A 20,197-nucleotide genomic window follows, 5' to 3' on the forward strand; every position below is an offset into this window, starting at 1 on the left:
GGCCTTCCTAGTGGGCCAGGGTGCGGGCCTGCACGGTGCCGCTGTTGGAGACCACGCCGGCCGACAGCGCATCGGCGGCGCGGCTGGTCATCAGCACCTGGCCGCCATCGGCCACGATGAGTTGCTTGTTCTCGATCAGCGTCTTCACGGTGGCCGGGTCTGGCGCCACCTGCAGCCTGCCGCCCACGCCGGTGCTGAGCGTGATGCGATCGCCCGCGGCCAGCACCACGCTGCCCAGCTGGGCGCGGATGATGCCCTCGTTTTTCACGGTGGAGGCCAGCAGGGCCACCAGGCCGCCCTGGCCGCCATCGCCATGGGCGGTGATCTCCCCTTGATTGAGGACGCTACCTGTGCTGCCGTTGCGTTGGAACACGGCCTTGCCGGCCATGAAGTCGGCGTCGCTGCTGTGCATGGTGCTGGCCACCAGGCCGCCCACATCCACCCGGCTGCCGGCACCAAAGACCACGCCGTTGGGGTTGAGCACCCAGAGCTGGCCATTGGCGCTGAGCTGGCCGTGGATCTGGCTGGCATCGCCTGCCACCACGCGGTTCAGGGCCACGGAGCTGGTGCCGGGCTGGTTAAAGCGCACGGCAGCCTGGCTGCCGATGTCAAAGCCCTGCCAGTGAATGACGGCACGGTCGCTGCCCTGGTTGATGGTCATCTGCTTGCCGTTTTGGCCGATGCCGGCCTGGCCAGCCGCGACCTGGCCGCCGGTAGGCAATGCATTGGCCGGTGGCGCCTGGGCCCAGGCATTGCCCCCTGCCGCCACCAGGCCCAGCAGCACGCTGACCGAGGCCACGGCCTTGCTGGCCTTGCCCTGGCTCTTGGCGGTTTCGGGGGCGGGCATATAGCGCGTGCCGTCGGCGCTGCGTACAAGGCGGTAGTAGTGGTTCATGCGATGCACCTGCAAAAAAATGGGTTTAAAAACGCTGTGCGCACCTATCCTTATTGCGCTGACAGCGATGGTTTTGTGAGTTCAAGCGATGGGGGCTGGGCCGCCCCTTACCTCTTAGAAGCTGCGGCTGAGTACCAACCAGCCCCGGCTGCTGCGCTGGCTGCTGCCGTCGCTGTTGCGCCCCTGGCTGGCAGCAGGGTTGTTGCCCACCGGGGTGGCCACGCTGGCTTGCACCTGCCAGCCACGCCAGTCGCCCTGGCCGCTCCAGCGCAGGCCCAGGCCCCAGCCGGCCAGGTGGTAGCTGTTGGCCATGCCGCTGCCCCCATCCCAGCCCTGCCATGGCTTTTTGTGCTGGCGAATCTGGCCCCAGTCGTAGAACAGCTGGGCCTGCCAGCCCCCGCCCAGGGCACTGCCCAGCTCGCGCTGCAGCTGCAGCTTGAGCAGCAGGCCTTGGTCACCCATGGCCTCGTTGACGGGGTAGGCGCGGATTTGGTCGGGTCCGCCCAGGCTCATGCGCTCGGCGCTGCCCAGGTTTTGATGGGCCCATTGCCCGCTGGCACTGGCTTGCAGCTGCCAGCCCTGGCCCAGCCAGCCCGCCAGGTTTTGCAGGCGGTTGGCCTGCCAGGCCAGCTTGGTGTAATCACCCCGGGTGTTGGGGCCTGCCGCGTCTTGTGTGACTTCTCCGGTGCGGGCCTGCATGCGCAGCCGACCATGCAGCAGCTGCACGCTACCCCAGTTGATGCCGCCGCCGCCCAGGCTGTCGCTGAGGTCGCCGCTGAGCCCTAAGTTCAAGACCTCGTTGCGCTGGCGGCGCACGGCCGTGTCCAGCATGTCGTCGTCGTAGCGGCGGTGCTGCAGGCCCACATGCAGCTGCAGATTGCGGGCCTGCTGACGCAGCAGCGGATAGCTCAGACCCATGCCGGCACTATAGGCCTGGCCCTTGGCGTCCAGGCTGCTGTAGCTGCCGGCCAGCTTGTAACCCATGGCCGAGCTCCAGACCGCCAGGCGCAGGCCGTCGTAGCCCAGGGGCAGGCTGTAGCGGGCCTGCACGCTGCCCAGGTGGGCCGAGCCCAGCATGCGCAGGCTGAGCTGGTCGCCCCGGCCCGAGAGATTATTGACGGCCAGCCCGCCCGAGAGCTGGCCCTTTCCCGTGGTGCGCAGGCCGTAGTTGCTGAGGGCCATATCGCTGGTGAGCAGGGGCTGGTCTGCGACCTCGATGGCCAGGTCGCTGCTGCCCGTGGCCTGTCCGGCTTGCAGCACGGCCGTGACCGCCATGCCGGGCAGGTCGTCGGCCAGCAGCAGGCCGCGCTCCAGCTTGACGGCCGACAGGGGCTGGCCTGTTTGCAGCCCTGCTGTGACGGTGCGCAAAACACGCTGGGCATCGGCGCGCAGCGGAGCACCGGCGGACGATGCTGCAGGCTGCACGCTGGCTTGGCCAAAGCGGCCCTCCAGCACCTGGATGTGCACCACGCCCTGGGTGACATCCTGCGGCGGCGGCCAGACCCGGGCATACCAGCCGGCATCGCGGTAGGCCCGCTCTAGGCGGGACACGGCCTGCTCCAACTCCTGCATGCTCAGCGACTGGCCCTGCAAATCGGCTAGCAAGGCCTGCAGCTCGGGCTCTGGCAGCAGTTGGGCGCCTTCGATGACAAAGCGCCGCACCGTGACGCGAGGGGCATCGGGGTCTGCGGCTTGCTCCTGCACCGGCTTGGGGCGCAACTGGGGGGCGGCCCCCGGCGCTTGAAGGCTGCGCTCGGTTTCACGCTGCAGGCTGCCCGCATCGGGAATAGAGACCGGCTGGGCCAGCACCGGCGAGAGCCAGCCCAGACACAGCAGGCCCAGCAGCCCGGCGGAGCTGGTGCGTGTGAAGGAGCTGGGAGCAGCAGTCTGGCAGGTGGCCAGGGTGAGGGCCTGGGAGGCGACTGGGATTTGTATGCGCACAGCTAGTGACTTCTTACTTTCAAAAAAAGTCAAGTGTGGGCGCAAGCCCGCGCACGGGGCAATCATTGAAGCCTGGTATGTTGTTCCAGGTCAAAGCATGCAAAAGCAGGAGGGGGTGGAAACCCGAGGAAAGGGCTGCTGTGTAAACAGGCAAGCAGTCAGGAAGGAGGCGGGGAGTGGCTGCTTCTGGCAGGACGGTTCACCGACATAAGAAAAGGCTTTGCAAAATGCAAAGCCTTTTCGCTGATACAAGCGCGATCCGGCTCAACGCCAGTACTGGCATTTGCTTTCCGCCTTGGTGGTCCAGATCTGCTCGGCAGGCAGCTTCTTGATGATCTTGTAGTAGTCCCAGGTGCCCTTGGATTCGGCCGGCGACTTGACCTGCATCAGGTACATATCGTGCACATAGCGGCCGTCTTCACGGATGTAGCCCTGGCCGAAGAAGTCGTCGATCTTGGTGCTTTTCAAGGTGGCCATGACCTTGTCGGCATCGAGCGTGCCGGCTTTTTCCACGGCCTTGAGGTAGTTCATGGTGGCCGAGTAGTCGGCAGCCTGGATCTCGCTGGGGCGGCGCTGGGTCTTGGCCATGAAGGCGTCGGCAAACTTGCGCGAGCCGTCGTTCATGTCCCAGTACCAGGGGGCGGTGAACTGCATGCCTTCGGTGTTCTTCAGGCCCAGGCTGTGGATGTCGCTGAAGAAGACCAGCAGGCCGGCCAGCTTCATGTTCTTGGTGACGCCGAACTCCTTGGCTGCCTTGATGGAGTTGATGGTGTCTCCGCCGGCATTGGCCAGGCCCAGAATCTGCGCCTTGCTGTTCTGTGCCTGCAGCATGAAGCTGGAGAAGTCGCTGGCGTTGAGCGGCGTCTTGACCGAGCCCAGCACCTTGCCGCCGCGCGCTTCGATGATCTTGCTGGTGTCGGCTTCCAGGGCGTGGCCGAAGGCATAGTCGGCCGTCACGAAGAACCAGCTCTTGCCGCCCGTGTCCACCACCGCGCCGCCCGTGCCCTTGGCCAGGGCCACGGTATCGAACGCATAGTGCACGGTATAGGGGCTGCACTGTTCATTGGTCAGCGCCGAGCTGCCCGCACCGTTGTCGATGAAGACGCGCTTTTTCTCCTGGGCGACCTTGGCCATGGCCAGGGCCGTGGCGGAGTTGGTGCCACCAAACACCAGGCTGATGCCCTGGGTGTCTATCCATTCGCGGGCCTTGCTGGCCGCGATGTCGGCCTTGTTCTGGTGGTCGGCCGTCAGCAGCTCGATGGGCTTGCCCAGTACCTTGCCGCCAAAGTCGTCAATCGCCATCTGTATGGCAACGGCACCGTTCTTGCCTTCCACATCGGCATAAAGGCTGGACATGTCGGTGATGAAGCCGATCTTGACTTTTTCCTGCGCCATGACGGGGGCCGCAAAGGCCGCCGTCAGGGCGAGAGCCAGCAGGGAAGCAGTGGGTGCAGACTGGGACAAACGATGCATGGAGTCTCCTGAAAATTATGAGAAATGTGGAGAGAGCGCGTGCAGCGTCCGGTCGGCGGGTGGCCGCTGTCGCTGCATCGCAGCAAACATGCTAGGGGCGGTGATTGCGTCTGGCATCGGGGCAAGCACTTGCGGGAAATCCCAAGGGGTATGGCTAATCTGATAGCTGCTATCGCTTGCCTTTAATCGATTTCAGATAGTTTTATTGCTGAAATCCATGAAGGAAAGGCGCAATGCGCTTTTATTCTGATAGCGGTTGCAGCGAGATACCGGCGGCTCAGATACCACGCCAGCACCATGAAAAAAGCAGCCCTCAGGCTGCTTTTGTGGATGTTCTGGCAGGGATTGCACCTGGCGCTGCAGGCTACGCCGTGCGGGGCGCGCGAATCGCGGTCTTGGGGCGGAAGGCCTTGCAGATCTCGTCATGGGTTTCGAGATAGGGGCCGCCGATCAGGTCGATGCAATAGGGCACGGCGGCAAAAATGCCGTTGACCCTCGATTTGCCGTCCGCGTCCTTGAGGCCTTCCAGCGTCTCGGCGATCGCCTTGGGCTGGCCCGGCAGATTGATGATCAGGCTGCTGCCGCGTATCACCGCCACCTGGCGCGAGAGGATGGCCGTGGGCACAAAGGCCAGGCTGATCTGGCGCATCTGCTCGCCAAAGCCCGGCATCTCCTTGTGGGCCACGGCCAAAGTGGCCTCGGGTGTCACATCGCGCAGCGCGGGGCCGGTGCCGCCGGTGGTCAGCACCAGGCTGCAGCCCGCATCGACCAGCTCGATCAGCGCCGCGCTGATGCCGGCCTGCTCGTCGGGAATCAGGCGTGGCTCGAACTCGATGGGGTTCTTGAGCGCGCGGCTCAGCCATTGCTGCAGCGCGGGCAGGCCCTTGTCTTCATAGACGCCGCTGCTGGCGCGGTCGCTGATGGAGACGATGCCGATCTTCACGGCATCGTGAAGATATGCGGGCGCATCACTCATCGCCGTCGTCCTGGGCAGCCGCACCGGCCTTGCCGGCGCTGGCCAGTTGCTCGCGCACCAGCTGGAACAGGTCGCGGTAGGCGCGGCCCTTGCTGACTTCCTTGGGCTCGGCATCGGGGCTGGCGGCGGCAGCGGCCGCTGCGGCTTGTTCCTTGGCTTTCTCGATGTCCTTGCGCGACTGGCGGATCAGCGAGCGCAGCTGTTGCACATCGGTGCCGGGGAAATGCTCCAGCCAGATGGACAGGGCCGCTTCCTCCACGACCAGGCGGTCGCGCCATTGCTCTGCCACCTGCAGCGACATTTTTTCGCTGGCCGAGCCATTGCGCTGCTCGTCCAGCGCCTGCTTGACGGCCGCGACCTGCTCAGGCGTCAGCTTGCGCATGAGCTTGCCGACATATTGCATCTGGCGGCGCTTGCCTTCGAAGTTGGTGATGCGCTTGGCCTCGGCCAGCGCGTCGATCAGCTGATCGGACAGCTGCAGGCGCTTGAAGAGGTCGCTGCGCAGCGTCATCAGCTCCTTGCCCAGATCCTGCAGCGCATCACTTTCGCGCTTGAGGTCGGTCTTGGTGGAGTCGTACGTGCCTTTGAGTTCGGCCTTGAGTTCAAGGTCCAGCTCGCTGCCTTCGGCAACGAACTTTCCACGAACAAAATAGCCTTTGGTGAGTTTGCGTGACATGGTAAGGGGGCAATATCGGTGGCAGCGCAGAGCGCGCTGCAGTGGCGGCTATCATATCCGCCGCTATGAAAAAACCTCGCTCCAGCAATACAAGCACTTCCAGTGCACAGGCCCAATCCGCACCGCAAGCCGGTTTCAGCTTCAGCCAAGCCTTTTTCGAGGGGCTGGTGGACCAGGCTCTGCAGCATGCCAAGAAGCTGGGTGCGACGGATGCCGGCGCCGAGGCTTCCGAAGGCTGCGGCCTGTCGGTCAGCGTGCGCAAGGGCCAGCTGGAGACCGTGGAGCGCAACCGCGACAAGTCGCTGGGCGTGACCGTCTATCTGGGCCAGCGTCGGGGCAATGCCAGCACCTCGGACTTCTCCGAAGCCGCCATCAAGCAGACCGTGCAGGCCGCCTATGACATCGCGCGCTTCACGGCAGAAGACCCGTTTGCCCGCCTGCCCGACAGCGCAGATATCGCGCTGCCTGGAACGCACCGCGATCTGGATCTGTTCCATCCCTGGGATATCACCAGCGAAGCCGCTGCAGAGATGGCGCTGCGCTGCGAGGAGGCCGCCTTCAAGACTCACCGCCGCGTGAGCAACAGCGAAGGCGCGGGCGTGTCGGCCCAGCAAAGCCATTTCTTCACGGCCCATACCAATGGTTTTCGTGGCGGCTACGCCAGCTCGCGCCACAGCATGTCGGTGGCGCCCATCGCCAAGCTGCCCGGCAAGAATGGCGAGATGCAGCGCGATTACTGGTACAGCTCCATGCGCAATGCGGCCGATCTGGCCTCGCCAGAGGCCGTGGGTCGCTACGCGGCAGAGCGAACGCTGAGCCGTCTGGGCAGCCGCAAGATTCCGACCACCGAGTGCCCGGTGCTGTTCGAGTCGCCCCTGGCCGCAGGCTTGCTGGGCAGCTTTGTGCAGGCCGTCAGCGGCAGCGCGCTGTACCGCAAAAGCACCTTTTTGCTGGACTCCTTGGGCAAGCCCATCTTCCCCAAGCACATCGATATCGAGGAAGACCCCTTCGTCCTGGGCGGCAAGGGCAGCTCGCCCTTTGACGAAGAGGGCGTGCGCGTGCAGGCGCGCAAGGTGGTCGATGCCGGCCGCGTGGGAGGCTATTTCCTGTCCAGCTACTCGGCGCGCAAGCTGGGCATGAAGACCACGGGCAATGCCGGCGGCTCGCACAATCTGGTCATGACTTCGCGACGCACCAAGGCGGGCGACGATCTGGATGCCATGCTCAAGAAGCTGGGCACGGGGCTGTTCGTGGTCGAGCTGATGGGCCAGGGCGTGAACTATGTGACCGGCGACTATTCGCGCGGCGCCAGCGGCTTCTGGGTGGAGAACGGCGAGATCGCCTTCCCCGTGGACGAAATCACGATTGCCGGCAATATGAAGGACATGTTCAAGGGCATCGAGGCCATCGGAGCCGATGCCTATAACTACGGTGCCAAGACCGTGGGCTCCATTCTTGTCAATCGCATGAAGGTGGCGGGCAGCTGATCGCCGTAGAGCGCCGACGCTCCATGAAAAAAGCAGCCGATGGCTGCTTTTTTTGTGTCTGCATCAGCTCTCGGCGGCGGCCTGAACAATGCAGTGCGAGAGTTTCTCGAAATGCTTGTGGGCATCGGCACTGAGCTCGATTTGCTTGCGTCTGGCATCCTCGGTATCGGCCAGCAGGATCCAGCCTTTTTGGCGCATGGACTTCAGACGGGTGTGAATCGTGGCCGGAGACCCCAGCTCACGTTGGGCCATCAGGTCTCTGACGCAAAGACGCTCCTGACGCGTGCCGGCATTGGCAATTTGCTCCAGCAGGCGCTCCTCCAGGGGATCCAGTGCCGGCAGCATGGGCAGGTTGCGAATGGTCGCTGCCAGGTGCAGAAAGCGTAAATAGATATCGGCAGACAGGGACTTTGGCATGGGAAGGCAAAAACAGACGACGCGCCGCTAACGAGGATTGAATAAACGGCGCTCATAATACTGCGCAGACAGTGAACAAGCTCGGCGGTAGCGCATGAAGAACATTTGGACGCAATTTTCGGTGGCGGTTATCACGGCTTTGCTGTTCCTGGCGACGCTGGCTCTGAATCAGTGGATTTTCTCCGAACTGGAATTTGTCAGAGGCGTCAACTGGATTTACCTGCCTGCAGGTGTGCGTTTGCTTTGTACGCTGCTTTTTGCGGAGGCGGGCGTGGTGGGGCTTTTTGTCGTGTCATGGCTGGTCTGCAACTTTTACTTCTTCCCGGATGACGGCTTGCGTGCGTTTGCGGGCGGCATCATGGCCACGCTGGCCCCCTATGTCACCTATTGCGCAGCCCGCAAATGGATGGGGCTCGGGCGATCACTCAGTGATCTCACCCCGCGTCGCCTGCTGTGGCTCAGTGTCATTTACGGACTGAGCAATGCCTTGCTGCACCAGGCCTGGTCCGTCGTCATAGGGGATGGTTTTCAGCTGGACCAGCTTCTGGTGATGATTCTGGGCGACTTCAGCGGCACTTTGATCGTCCTGTATGTATTCAAGGCCTTGCTGATGCTGCCGATCAAAACGGACCGGTATCAGCTCAAGTAATACCGTTTGCCGTCCCGGCGCTCGATTTGACCGCTTTCGCCGCCAGCCATGACGGATGGCAAGTCATACTAGGGCTTGCTCTAGAAAATCCAATATCAGTTCATGAGTTCTGCATCCTCGCCCGCCTCCGGCATGAGTCGTCCGGACTGGCTCAGCGCCATCATCGTCATCGTGGTCTGGGGTCTCAATTTCGTGGTCATGAAGTGGGGGCTGGCCAAGATCTCGCCCCTGCTGCTGTGCGCGCTGCGCTTTGCCGCGGCATCGCTGCCATTTCTGCTGTTTGTGCGTGCGCCCAAAAATCTTTCCTGGGGGCTGCTGGCCGCCTATGGTCTGGTGCAGGGGGTTGGGCAATTCGGCCTGCTGTTCACCGGCATGAAGCTGGGCATGCCTGCCGGTATGGCATCCGTGGTGCTTCAGACCCAGGCCTTCATCACCATGCTGCTGGCGGCGGCGTTCTTGCACGAGAAGCCGCAGCGCTGGCAATGGATGGGCTTGCTTATTGCTCTTGCCGGGCTGCTGCTGATCGGTGCCGCCCATGGTGAGGGGACATCGGATATGACGCTGATCGGTTTTGTGCTGACCGTGGGTGCCGCAGCCATGTGGGCCGGCTCGAACCTGCTGACGCGGATGGCGGCCAAGCAAGGCTCGTATGAACCGGTGTCCTTCATCGTCTGGACCAGCGTCTTTCCCATGCTGCCGCTGCTGTTGCTGTCCCTGTGGGTGGATGGCGTGGACTCGGTGACTTCGCAGTTGCAGTCCATAGGCTGGAGCGAGCTTGGAGTGATCGCCTATCTGGCCTTTTTGTCCACCTTGCTGGGCTATGGTCTGTGGACGCGGTTGCTGCAGCGCTATGCGGCCAGCACCGTGGCCCCTTTGTCGCTGCTGGTGCCGGTGATCGGCCTGCTGTCGGCCATGCTGCTGCTGGGAGAGGCCCCCAATGGCCTGCAGTGGCTGGGGACGCTGGGCGTTTTGCTGGGAATGGTGGTCAACCAGTTTGGCGGCAAATGGCGGCGCTGAGATACCGGCTGGCTGATAGCAGGGCACATCCGCTGCTCTGCCGGGGCGGCCTGTGACGGCCTGGCAGAGCACTTTGCCAGCGCAGCACAGGCTCGCAAGTCAATAGCTGTTGCCAATTGAAGTTTTTTTGAGCACTCGGCCTGAATCACGAATATTGAAGCTCGTTTTCGTCATTATTATTACCGGCATCCATATAAAAGCATGACTTTCCCATTCCGGATTCGATCCGACCCGGGATGCGAATATGCAAAGGAATAATGATGTGTGAGGGAGATATTGGCGCGATGCCTCCTGAGCTGCAGCTGGCCCAGCTGCAGGCCTTGGACAGGGTCATGGCCATGGCTGAATTTGGCCTGGACGGGACGTTGCACCGTGCCAATGACAACTATCTGCAGCTCATGGGGTTTACGCGTGAGCAGTCTCTGGGTCGCCCACATCGCAGCTTTTGCTCTGCGCGTCTGGCCGAAAGTGCCAGGTACCGGGAAATCTGGACGCATCTGTGCGCAGGCAATGCCTACTCCGGAGTGGTGGAGCGACTACGCAGCGATGGCAGCAGTTGCTGGCTGGAAGCTACCTATTCACCGGTGATGGATGCCCAGGGCAGGGTGGTGCATATCCTGAAGATCGCTACCGACGTCACACAGCGGCGAGCCCGGGAGCAGGTGCAGCAGGAGCATCTGCGTCGCCTGTCCCTGGTGGCCGATGCCTCCGACACGGCAGTCGTCATCAGTGATGGAAGCTCACGCATCGTGCATGTCAACGGTGGCTTTACGCGCATGTTCGGCTGGCGCACCGAGGAGGTCGCGGGGCACACGCCGATTACCTTGCTGGCTCCTCAATTGTCCGAGACCTTTGTGGACCGCTATCGCTCGGAATTGCGCGCTGGCCAGCCTGTGGGGCGTGAGGAAATCGTGGTCGGCAAGCATGGGCAGCGCTACTGGGCCAAGGTTATCAGCAACCCCATCCTCGACGCGGACGGGCGCTGGCAATACACGGTTTCGATGCTGACCGATATCACGCGTTCCAAGATGCATGAGGCCTTGCAGCACCGCGTGCTGGAGGCCATGGCGCGCGAGCGGCCGCTGGTGGAGGTGCTGGAGATGGTGTGCCTGGAGGTCGAGAGGATTGCTCCTGAGGTGACGGCATCGATTCTCGAGGTGGATGCCCAGGGGCTGCTCCATCCGCTGGCCGGACCAAGCCTGCCGCAATCTTATTCAGCACAGCTAGACGGGGTGGCCATAGGGCCGAATGTGGGCTCCTGCGGAACGGCGGCCTGGCGCAACGCGCCGGTGCTGGTGGACGATATTGCACATGATCCGTTGTGGACGGATTTCAAGCACCTGATCCTGCCGCTGGGGTTCAGAGCCTGCTGGTCCACTCCCATCTGCAACAGCGGCGGCAAGCCGATCGGCACTTTCGCGTTCTATTACCGGGAGCAGCTGAGCGGGGAGGGCTCGACTTTTCACCAGCAACTGGTGGATGCCTGCATCCATCTGTGCGCCCTGGCGCTGGAGCGCGAGCTGTCGCGCGCGCATTCGCCAGCTGGCCTTCTACGACGGCCTGACCGGATTGCCCAACCGAAGTCTGCTGCAGGCCAAGGCCGATCAGGCGATTGCGTCAGCTGCCGGCAATGACGAACAGCTGGCGGTGCTGTTCATCGACCTGGACCGGTTCAAGCAGGTCAATGACTCTCTGGGCCATCCTGTGGGGGATGAGTTGCTGCGCAATGTCGCGACGCGATTGCAGCGCGTGCTGCGCAGCTGTGATATTGCCGGGCGTTTGTCGGGTGACGAGTTTGTTGCCGTGCTGCCGCAATGCGATGCGGAGCATGTGGCCAATACCATCGAGCGCCTGCAGGAGCTGCTGGCGGAGCCCCTGATTATTGCGGACACCTCGCTGGCCATATCCGCCAGCGTGGGCATTGCAATGTTTCCCATGGACGGCAGGGATATGGAGACCCTGGTGCACCGCGCCGACATGGCCATGTACCAGGCCAAGAGCAAGGGGCGCGGCCGTTTCTGCTTCTTCAGCAGCGAAATGAACCGCTTGGCCCAGGAGCGTCTGGCACTGGAGACGGCACTGCGCAAGGCGCTCAAAAGCGGCGGCCTGCGCCTGCACTATCAGCCTCAGATCGAAATGGCCACCGGCCGCCTGTATGGCGTGGAGGCCCTGGCGCGCTGGACCCATGCAGAGCTTGGCGAGATTTCGCCTGCCCGCTTTATCCCGCTGGCCGAAGAGTGCGGGCTGATCGCCGATCTTGGAAGCTGGGCATTGGAGGAGGCCTGTCGCCAGCTGTCGCAGTGGCGAGCCAAAGGAATGGAAGTCCCCGCAGTGTCGGTCAATCTGTCGCCATCGAGCTTTCACAACCTGGATCTGCCACGGATGATCGCCGATACGCTGGACCGCAATGACCTGGCGCCGCAGGACCTGACCCTGGAGCTGACGGAAAGCATTTTGCTGGACACCAATCCCAGCACCATGAAGACCATAGACGAGGTGCATGCGCATGGCGTGCGCCTGTCGATGGATGATTTCGGCACCGGCTACTCCAGCCTCAGCTATCTGCGCCGCCTGCCGGTCAGCGAGCTCAAGCTGGATCGCAGCTTCGTGGCCGATCTTGAGCATGACGAGGCGGCTCGGGCGTTGAGCCGTGCTATTTTGGGCATTGGCAAGAGTCTGCACCTGACCGTGGTGGCGGAAGGCGTGGAGACGCCTACGCAGAGCGTGATGCTGTGCGAGCAGGGCTACCCGGTGGCGCAAGGTTTTCTGTTCGCCCGGCCGCTGGCTCCAAAAGAGTTTGAGCACTGGCTGGCGGCCAACCCGGCCTCCCCGGTGCCGACCGTGCACGGCGCCGTCGCCGCATGAACTTGCGGTGCAGAGGTTCTCGGCACAGATCGCTCCGGCAGCGATGAAGTGATGTGCAGATGCGGCTGAGAGGCCGCGCGTATGGTGACGCGGCCGAGGCTTTGGCGGCGGTGCGGCATTGCCCTCAGGTTATGCGGGCATGGTGGCAACTTCGACGTCGTGCCTCAAGGCTTCAGTAGGCGGCTGCCGGCAGTGCCGGGGCCGCCACCGTGGAGCCGGCAAACTGGCTGCGCAGCTTGCGCGCTGCATTCACGAACATCAACACATCCACGCCCACGGCCACAAAGCTGCAGCCGAGCTGAAGGTAGCGCTGTGCCAGCGCGGGGTCCGAGGTCAGCGTACCTGCCGCTTTGCCACTGGCAACAATGGTGCGCATCGCTGCTTCGATGGCCGCCTGCACATCGGGGTGGCCGGGGTTGCCGCGATGGCCCATGGAGGCTGCCAGGTCGGCCGGGCCTATGAAGACGCCGTGCACGCCGTCCACGGCGCAGATGGCTTCGAGATTTTTCAGGGCCGTGGTGGTCTCGGCCTGCACCAGCAGGCAGACCTCGTCGTCGGCCACATTCAGATAGTCGGCGCGGCTGCTCCATTGAGAGGCGCGTCCCACGGCACTGCCGACGCCGCGCACGCCCAGGGGCGGGTATTGCGTGGCGGCCACGATGGCCCGGGCCTGCTCTGCCGTGTCCACCATGGGCACGAGCAGTGTCTTGACGCCTATGTCCAGCATCTGCTTGATCAGGGCCGTGCTGCCTTCCACGACTCGCACCACCGGCTGAGCCGGGTGCGAGGCCACGGCCTGCAGGGCGCCCAGGGTGCTGCGCAGATCGTTGGGCGCATGCTCGCCGTCGATCAGCAGCCAGTCATAGCCCGTGGTGGCGGCCGCTTCGGCCAGGTAGGGATCGGCCATGGACAGCCACAGCCCGATCTGGGGCTGGCGTGCGGCGATGGCGGTCTTGAAGGGATTCAGTGCGGGCATGGGATGTACGCTTTCATAGGGGGGTTGGGGGCGTGGCGCCTACAACTGGCGCGACCCAGGCCAGAGACGCCGAGCAAGGGCCTGGGCTGGCCGCGCCGCCCCGCAGCGAGGGCGTCGTCCCCCTCCCGCGCAGCGAGAGAGGGCGCCGTGCCACGGGGGAAGCGGCGGGGCCGCCCCGGCAAAGCCGCTCAGGGGGGCTGTCAGTCCAACCCACCCTGGCAGACGTATTTGATATGCAGGTAATCGTCGAGCCCGTGGGTGGAGCCTTCGCGGCCGTAGCCCGACTCCTTGACGCCGCCAAAGGGGGCGGCCTCGGCGGCCAGCGCGCCTTCGTTGATGCCCACGATGCCCGACTCCAGCGCATCGGCGACGCGCCAGATGCGGCGTATGTCCTGGCTGTAGAAATAGGCGGCCAGACCGAACGGCGTGTCGTTGGCGGCGGCGATGACCTCGGCCTCGTCATCGAACATGGTCAGCGGCGCCACGGGGCCGAAGGTTTCTTCGCAGGCGCAGGCCATGGAGGCAGTGGCGCCCGAGAGCACGGTGGGGGCGTAGTAGGTGGGGCCCAGATCCGTCAGGCGCCTGCCGCCCGTGAGCACCCTGGCGCCCTTGGCCACGGCGTCCTCCACATGGCGGGCGATCTTCTCGACCGCGCGGTCATTGATCATGGGCCCGATCTGCGAGGCCGCTTCGCTGGCCGGGCCCACGTGCAGGGCAGCCACACGGGCGCTGAGCTGACTCGCAAAGGCCTCATGCACCGAGCGGTGCACAAAGACGCGATTGGGGCAGACGCAGGTCTGGCCGCCGTTGCGGAACTTGGCGGCCATGAAGCCGTCCACGGCGGCTGCCACATCGGCATCCTCGAAAACGATGAAGGGCGCATTGCCGCCCAGCTCCAGCGAGAGCTTTTTGAGCGTGTCGGCGCTGCGGCGCGCCAGATGCTTGCCCACGGGCGTGGAGCCGGTGAAGGTGATCTTGCGCACGCGGCCGTCATCCAGCCATTGATCGACCACTTCGGGCGTGCGCTCGCGCGAGGCCGTGACGATGTTGAGCACGCCGGCCGGCACGCCGGCTTCATGTGCCAGCAGCACCAGGGCCAGCGAGGTCAGCGGCGTGTCCTCGGCCGGCTTGCAGACCACGGTGCAGCCCGCAGCCAGGGCGGGTGCGATCTTGCGTGCGATCATGGCGGCCGGGAAGTTCCAGGGCGTGATGGCGGCGACCACGCCCACGGGCTCGCGCAGGGCGAACATGCGCCGGCCCGGCACGGGCGCGGGGATGACTTCGCCATTCATGCGCGTGGCAGCCTCGCCGAACCATTCGATATAGCTGGCGGCATAGGCGACTTCGCCCTTTCCTTCGGCCAGGGGCTTGCCCTGCTCCAGCGAGATCAGTGTGCCCAGATCGTCCTGATGGGCCAGCACCAGATCGTTCCAGCGCTTGATGATGGCTGCGCGCTGCTTGGCCGGCAGCTTGCGCCAGGCCGGCAGGGCCGCCTGGGCGGCGTCCACGGCGGCGCGCGCATCGGCCGCACCTGAATCGGGTACGTCGGTAATGGTGCTGCCCGTGGCCGGATCGGTCACGGCAAAGCTGGCGCCGCTGGCAGCGGGCGTCCAGGCGCCGGCGATGAAGTTGGCGCTGCGCTGCAGTTCGGTGCGTTGCAGTCTGAGTGGTGTGGCGTTCATGGTGAAAATTGCAGAAAGTGAAGGTCGGATAAGGGCGCAAAGCATCTGGAAGATGCGCTTTCTTCAGCTCACAATACCCAGGTGCCAGGGCACGAATTCATGGTCGCCCAGTCCCAGGGCTTCGCTCTTGGTCTGCTCGCCGCTGGCATGGCGCAGGATCTGCTCGAAGATCTGCTGGCCCAGCTCGGGCACGGTCAGCTCTCCGTCGACGACCACGCCGCAATTGATGTCCATGTCCTCCTGCAGGCGCTGGTACATGGGGGTGTTGCTGGCCAGCTTGATGGTGGGGGCGGGCTTGCTGCCGAACATGGAGCCGCGACCCGTGGTGAAGCAGATCAGCTGGGCGCCGCTGGCGATCTGGCCCGTGGAGGCCACGGGGTCATAGCCCGGCGAGTCCATGAAGACAAAGCCGTGCTCGGTGATGGGCTCGGCGTATTCATAGACGGCACGCAGTGGCGTGGTACCGCCCTTCATGGCGCTGCCCAGGGATTTTTCAAAGATGTTGGCCAGACCGCCGGCCTGGTTGCCATGACCGACCACGCCGTTGAACTGGGCGTTCTGGCCGGCTGCATAGCGCTCCCACCAGGCCAGGCGGTCCAGCAGCTTCTGGCCGACTTCGGGGCTGATGGCACGGCGCGTGAGCATGAACTCCACGCCGTGGATCTCGGGCGTCTCGGACAGAATCGCCGTGCCGCCATGGCGCACCAGAATGTCCATGGCCGCGCCCAGGCCGGGGTTGGCCGTGATGCCCGAAAAGCCGTCCGAGCCGCCGCATTCCAGGCCGATCTTGAGGTGGGCGGCACTGACGGTGCTGCGCTGCGCCTGGTTGGCGATGGGTAGCATGTCCTCGATGGCGGCAATGCCGGCCTCGATGGTGGCGCGTGTACCGCCCACCTCCTGCATCACCAGGGTGCGCAACAACGGGCCTTCCTTGAGGCCCTGCGAATCCACCAGCGCATCGACCTGGTTGCGTTCGCAGCCCAGACCCACGATGAGCACGCCCGCCAGGTTGGGGTGGCGCGCATAGCCGGCCAGGGTGCGGCGCAGCACATCGAAGTGCTCGCTGGGCGAGGACATGCCGCAGCCGCTGCTCTGGGCAAAGGCGGCCACGCCGTCCACATTGGGAAAGGCGGCCAGCCGCTCGGGCGTGAAGTGGGCGGCGATGCGCTTGATCACGGTGGCCGAGCAGTTGACCGAGGACAGGATGCCGATGAAGTTGCGCGTGCCCACGCCGCCGCCCGCTCGCACAAACCCCTGGAAGGTGGCGCGCTGCTCCTCGGGCACGTACTGGACGGGCCGCACGTCGGCACCGAACGACGGGTCGCGGTAGTAGTCCACCAGCTTGAGGTTGTGGCTGTGCACATAGTCGCCAGGCTCCAGGTCGCGTGTGGCGACGCCGATCACCGTGTCGTACTTCTTGACCTGCTCGCCCTCGGCGATGCGGCGTGCCGCGATCTTGTGGCCGGCCGGCACCTGGGCGCGCGTGCGCACGCCCAGCTCGGGAATGTCCTGGCCCAGGGCCAGGGCGGTCTTGGCCACCAGCACGTTGTCGTTGGGGTGCAGGTGCAGCAGGGAAGAGGAGGAGGAGAGCATCTTGGAGTCCGGGGATGGCGGGCCTGAGGCAGTTGGGACGCGGTGGGGTCGCGGCGCGTCAGCGCATCAGGTCGCGCAGTTTGAGTTTGTCGATGAGCACGGCTTCCTTCTGGTAGACCGTGTTCACATACCTGGCGTAGTCGGGGCCGTCCAGGTAGAGCAATGGCGCGTCCAGCCTGTCGGCCACGGACTTGAACTCGGGGCTGGCCACGGCCTGGCGGAAGGCATCGCGCAGCTTGGCTTCGACGGCGGGCGGCAGGCCCTTGGGCGCGCCGATGCCGTTGGGTGCATCGACGACCACGTTGTAGCCCAGGTCCTTGAGTGTGGGCACGTCCTTGAAGCGCGGCGTGCGCTGCTCGCCCCAGGTGGCCAGCAGGCGCAGCTTGCCGGCTTCCACATGCGGAGCCCAGGAGCTGGAGTCGGCCAGCGCGTCCACATGGCCGCCCAGCACGCCCTGCAGCGCCTCGGCGCCGCCCTTGTAGGGCACATGGCTGAGCTGTATGCCTGCTGCGGCCGCAAATTCCTCCATGCCCACATGCGTGGCGCCGCCCACGCCGGCGTGGGCGTAGGTGATGCTGCCGGGCTTGGCCTTGGCGGCGGCGACCAGGTCCTGCAGGGTCTTGAAGCGCGAGTTGGCCGGCACGGCGATACCGAAGGTCTGGCCCGAGGTGCGCGCGATATAGGTGTAGTCCTTGCGCGGATCGGCCTGCAGCGTGCCCAGTTGGGAGAAGCGCGTGACCGAGATCGGGATCTGGCCGATGGTGTAGCCGTCGGGCTTGGCCGAGGCCAGGGCCTTGGAGCCGATCATGCCGGAGGCTCCGGCGCGGTTTTCCACCGCAATCGCCTGGCCCAGGATGCGGCTGGCCACGGTGCACAGCGCGCGCATGGACTGGTCGGCCGTGCCGCCGGCAGGCCAGGGGCAGATGAAGGTGATGGGGCGCTCGGGCCAGGTCTGGGCCAGCAGGCGGGTGGAACTGCCGAGCGTGGCTGCGCCGAGGGCGCCGAGCACAAAACTGCGCCGGCTGCTGCGTGAGGGGGTCATCGCTTGTCTCCTGTCGTTATTTGAACTGCCAGCCCCGATTGTTCAAAACTGCTCCATGACAATCCAATGAAAAGATAGACTCTCTTCATAACCAAAAGGTAATGAAGCCCCATGAGCAAGATCGATCGTGTGCTGCGCTCCAACCTCAAGCTGCGCCATCTGCAGCTGCTGGTGGCGCTGGACCAGTTCCGTCACCTGGGCCGTGCGGCCGAGTTTCTGGCCGTGACCCAGCCCGCCGTCTCCAAAACCCTGGCCGAGATCGAGCGCATGCTGGGCATGGCGCTGTTCGAGCGCTCCACGCGCGGCACCGAGCCCACGGCAGCCGGTGTCAGCATGGTGCGGTTTGCGCGCTCGGTGCTGGCTGGTTTCGAGCGCACGCGCGACGAGATGGCTGCCGAGGCCAGCGGTGCCCGCGGGCGCACCAGTGTGGGTGCCATGGTGGTGGCCACGCCCGTCTTGCTGGCGCGCGCTGTGGAGCGGTTAAAAGCGCGGTCCGAGCAGACCACGGTGATGGTGGAGGAGGGCGATCTGACGCGCCTGCTGCCCAAGCTGCGCCTGGGCGAGCTGGATCTGTTCGTGGGACGGCTGGAGCCCGGCTATGCCGCGCCCGACCTGGAGACCGAGGCACTGTACGACGATCCCATGGTGGCCGTGGTGCGGCCCGGTCATGCGCTGCTGGCGCCGGGTGCGGCCAGCTGGCAGGCCCTGGCCGAAGCACCTTGTGTGCTTCCTCCACCCTGGGCCTCGCTGCGCGTGAAGCTGGAGCAGCAGTTCTATGCCCACGGCCTGCACCCGCCGGTCGACATCGTGGAGACTGCGTCCTTTCTCTCGCAGCTGACCTTTGTGCACCAGCGCGGCGCCGTGGCCTTCATGGCGCGCGGTGTGGCCCGCTGTCATGCCGCACTGGGTACGCTGGCCATACTGGATCTGGTTGTGCCCATAGATCTGCCGCCCGTGGGGCTGATCACCTTGCGCGGTCAGCCGCTGACGCCGACCACGGGCTTGCTGCTGCAATGCCTGCGCGAGGTCGCGGGGGAGCTGGGCTGAGTCTGGTATGAGCCTGGGATGGGTCTGGTGTAGGGCGGGCAGGCCCTCTGGGGGCGCTCTGCGCGGGCGTGCTGCTGTGGTGCAATCCTTGGCCCCCTGTCTTGAGCGGTCGGCCAGAAAACCGGCTTCGCAAGCCAAAGCCAAATCTCCGCTCTGACACCCGCGCCCCCGCCGCAGTCGGCCTTGGGCGTTCACACGCTAAAAGCACCCTGGTGCAGGTGCTGCCTGCACGGGTGCTTCTGATTTTGAATCAGGCCGGTCGCAGCCAGCCTGGAGCCATCAGGCCTTGGCGATGGCAGCCGCGATGGCTTCGCCCACCTCGGTGGTGTTGGCCTTGCCGCCCAGATCGGGCGTCAGCGGACCGGCCTTGATCGTGTGCTCGATGGCGGCCACGATGGTGTCGTGGGCCTGACGCCAGGCACCTTCGCTGCGGCCCAGGAAGTCCAGCATCAGCGCGCCCGACCAGACCATGGCGATGGGGTTGGCGATGTTCTTGCCGTAGATGTCGGGTGCCGAGCCATGCACGGGCTCGAACAGCGAGGGGAAGCTGCGCTCGGGGTTGAGGTTGGCCGAGGGTGCCAGGCCGATGGTGCCCGTGGTGGCGGGGCCCAGGTCGGACAGGATGTCGCCAAACAGATTGGTGGCGGCCACCACGTCGAAGCGGCCGGGCTGCAGCACGAAGCGTGCCGTCAGGATGTCGATGTGCTGCTTGTCCAGCGTGACTTCGGGATAGGCCTTGGCCACATCGTCAGCACGCTTGTCCCACCAGGGCATGCTGATGGCGATGCCGTTGCTCTTGGTGGCCAGGGTCACGTGCTTCTTGGCGCGGCTCTGCGCCAGATCGAAGGCGTACTTGAGCAGGCGATCGGCGCCATGCTTGCTATAGACCGATTCCTGGATGCAGATCTCGCGGTCCGTGCCTTCAAACATGATGCCGCCCAGGGCGGTGTACTCGCCCTCGGTGTTCTCGCGCACCACGTAGTAGTCGATGTCGCCGGGCTTGCGGCCTGCCAGGGGGCAGGGCACGCCTTCGAACAGGCGTACCGGGCGCAGATTGATGTACTGGTCGAACTCGCGGCGGAACTTGAGCAGCGAGCCCCACAGCGAGACATGGTCGGGCACGGTGGCAGGCCAGCCCACGGCGCCGAAGAAGATGGCGTCCATGCCCGAAAGCTGCTCCTTCCAGTCATCGGGCATCATCTGGCCGTGTTCGGCGTAGTAGTCGCAGTGGGCCCAGTCGAAATGGTGGAATTCCAGCGGCAGCTCGAAGCGCCTGGCTGCGGCTTGCAGCGCGCGCAGGCCTTCGGGCATGACTTCCTTGCCGATGCCGTCGCCGGCGATGACTGCAATCTTTTTGGGAGTGGACATGGTGCTTTCTCGTGAATGTATTGGGTGGCGAGGCAGCGGCTCGGCCTGTGCCTGACGGTATTCTGCATCGTACTTAACTGAATACAATTGACC

At 64.7% G+C, this 20,197-nt stretch carries 15 protein-coding genes and 1 pseudogene; 5 read left to right on the top strand and 11 right to left on the bottom strand.

Annotation, left to right across the window (positions count from 1 at the left end; genetic code table 11):
• Nucleotides 1–7: 7 nt before the first annotated feature.
• The 5 genes from QYQ99_RS20010 to yjgA all read right to left on the bottom strand — a co-directional run bounded on the left by QYQ99_RS20010 (nt 8) and on the right by yjgA (nt 5,961).
• Nucleotides 8–895, bottom strand: coding sequence for a two-partner secretion domain-containing protein (locus QYQ99_RS20010; RefSeq protein ID WP_302089700.1), 888 nt, complete (start codon nt 893–895; stop codon nt 8–10).
• 114 nt (nt 896–1,009) lie between these two features.
• On the bottom strand, nt 1,010–2,836 hold the full coding sequence (locus tag QYQ99_RS20015; protein ID WP_302089701.1) for a ShlB/FhaC/HecB family hemolysin secretion/activation protein: 1,827 nt from the start codon (nt 2,834–2,836) through the stop codon (nt 1,010–1,012).
• Between the two features lie 264 nt (nt 2,837–3,100).
• Nucleotides 3,101–4,309, bottom strand: a complete 1,209-nt coding sequence (locus QYQ99_RS20020; protein ID WP_302089702.1) for an ABC transporter substrate-binding protein — start codon at nt 4,307–4,309, stop codon at nt 3,101–3,103.
• 364 nt (nt 4,310–4,673) lie between these two features.
• On the bottom strand, nt 4,674–5,285 hold the full coding sequence (mog, locus tag QYQ99_RS20025) for a molybdopterin adenylyltransferase (RefSeq protein ID WP_302089703.1): 612 nt from the start codon (nt 5,283–5,285) through the stop codon (nt 4,674–4,676).
• A complete protein-coding gene (yjgA, locus tag QYQ99_RS20030) occupies nt 5,278–5,961 on the bottom strand; it encodes a ribosome biogenesis factor YjgA (protein ID WP_302089704.1) in 684 nt (227 codons plus the stop codon). Before yjgA ends, mog begins: the two co-directional genes overlap by 8 nt.
• Nucleotides 5,962–6,026: 65 nt before the next feature.
• Between yjgA and pmbA the strand changes: the two genes are divergently transcribed.
• A complete protein-coding gene (gene pmbA / locus QYQ99_RS20035) occupies nt 6,027–7,448 on the top strand; it encodes a metalloprotease PmbA (protein WP_302089705.1) in 1,422 nt (473 codons plus the stop codon).
• A gap of 63 nt (nt 7,449–7,511) precedes the next feature.
• On the opposite strand, the gene QYQ99_RS20040 is transcribed toward pmbA, so the two are convergent.
• Nucleotides 7,512–7,865, bottom strand: coding sequence for a hypothetical protein (locus QYQ99_RS20040; protein ID WP_003078963.1), 354 nt, complete (start codon nt 7,863–7,865; stop codon nt 7,512–7,514).
• A gap of 94 nt (nt 7,866–7,959) precedes the next feature.
• Here QYQ99_RS20040 and QYQ99_RS20045 point away from each other — a divergent pair, with 94 nt between their 5' ends.
• The 3 genes and pseudogenes from QYQ99_RS20045 (at nt 7,960) to QYQ99_RS20055 (ending at nt 12,396) form a co-directional block, all read left to right on the top strand.
• On the top strand, nt 7,960–8,514 hold the full coding sequence (locus QYQ99_RS20045; RefSeq protein WP_302089706.1) for a hypothetical protein: 555 nt from the start codon (nt 7,960–7,962) through the stop codon (nt 8,512–8,514).
• Between the two features lie 132 nt (nt 8,515–8,646).
• Complete coding sequence (locus QYQ99_RS20050; protein ID WP_419145849.1) at nt 8,647–9,531, top strand: EamA family transporter; 885 nt, start codon at nt 8,647–8,649, stop codon at nt 9,529–9,531.
• A 260-nt stretch (nt 9,532–9,791) separates the two neighbouring features.
• Nucleotides 9,792–12,396: pseudogene (locus QYQ99_RS20055) on the top strand (sensor domain-containing protein).
• A gap of 172 nt (nt 12,397–12,568) precedes the next feature.
• Here the strand turns inward: QYQ99_RS20055 and hpaI are convergent.
• From hpaI to QYQ99_RS20075, 4 genes are all read right to left on the bottom strand, one after another.
• Nucleotides 12,569–13,372, bottom strand: a complete 804-nt coding sequence (gene hpaI / locus QYQ99_RS20060) for a 4-hydroxy-2-oxoheptanedioate aldolase (protein ID WP_302089708.1) — start codon at nt 13,370–13,372, stop codon at nt 12,569–12,571.
• A 200-nt stretch (nt 13,373–13,572) separates the two neighbouring features.
• Nucleotides 13,573–15,054 (bottom strand): NAD-dependent succinate-semialdehyde dehydrogenase, encoded by a 1,482-nt coding sequence (locus tag QYQ99_RS20065; protein ID WP_302089709.1) that lies wholly within the window; start codon nt 15,052–15,054, stop codon nt 13,573–13,575.
• 63 nt (nt 15,055–15,117) lie between these two features.
• Nucleotides 15,118–16,647, bottom strand: a complete 1,530-nt coding sequence (locus QYQ99_RS20070; RefSeq protein ID WP_302089710.1) for a UxaA family hydrolase — start codon at nt 16,645–16,647, stop codon at nt 15,118–15,120.
• Between the two features lie 58 nt (nt 16,648–16,705).
• Complete coding sequence (locus QYQ99_RS20075; RefSeq protein ID WP_302089711.1) at nt 16,706–17,689, bottom strand: Bug family tripartite tricarboxylate transporter substrate binding protein; 984 nt, start codon at nt 17,687–17,689, stop codon at nt 16,706–16,708.
• Between the two features lie 111 nt (nt 17,690–17,800).
• Between QYQ99_RS20075 and QYQ99_RS20080 the strand changes: the two genes are divergently transcribed.
• Nucleotides 17,801–18,736 carry a LysR substrate-binding domain-containing protein gene (locus QYQ99_RS20080; RefSeq protein WP_302089712.1) on the top strand — a complete coding sequence of 312 codons (936 nt, stop codon included), beginning with the start codon at nt 17,801–17,803 and terminating at the stop codon, nt 18,734–18,736.
• 279 nt (nt 18,737–19,015) lie between these two features.
• Here QYQ99_RS20080 and QYQ99_RS20085 read toward each other — a convergent pair whose 3' ends face one another.
• Nucleotides 19,016–20,104, bottom strand: a complete 1,089-nt coding sequence (locus QYQ99_RS20085) for a tartrate dehydrogenase (RefSeq protein WP_302089713.1) — start codon at nt 20,102–20,104, stop codon at nt 19,016–19,018.
• Nucleotides 20,105–20,197 lie beyond the last annotated feature (93 nt).

This window comes from Comamonas testosteroni (genome assembly GCF_030505195.1).
GTDB lineage: Bacteria > Pseudomonadota > Gammaproteobacteria > Burkholderiales > Burkholderiaceae_C > Comamonas > Comamonas testosteroni_G.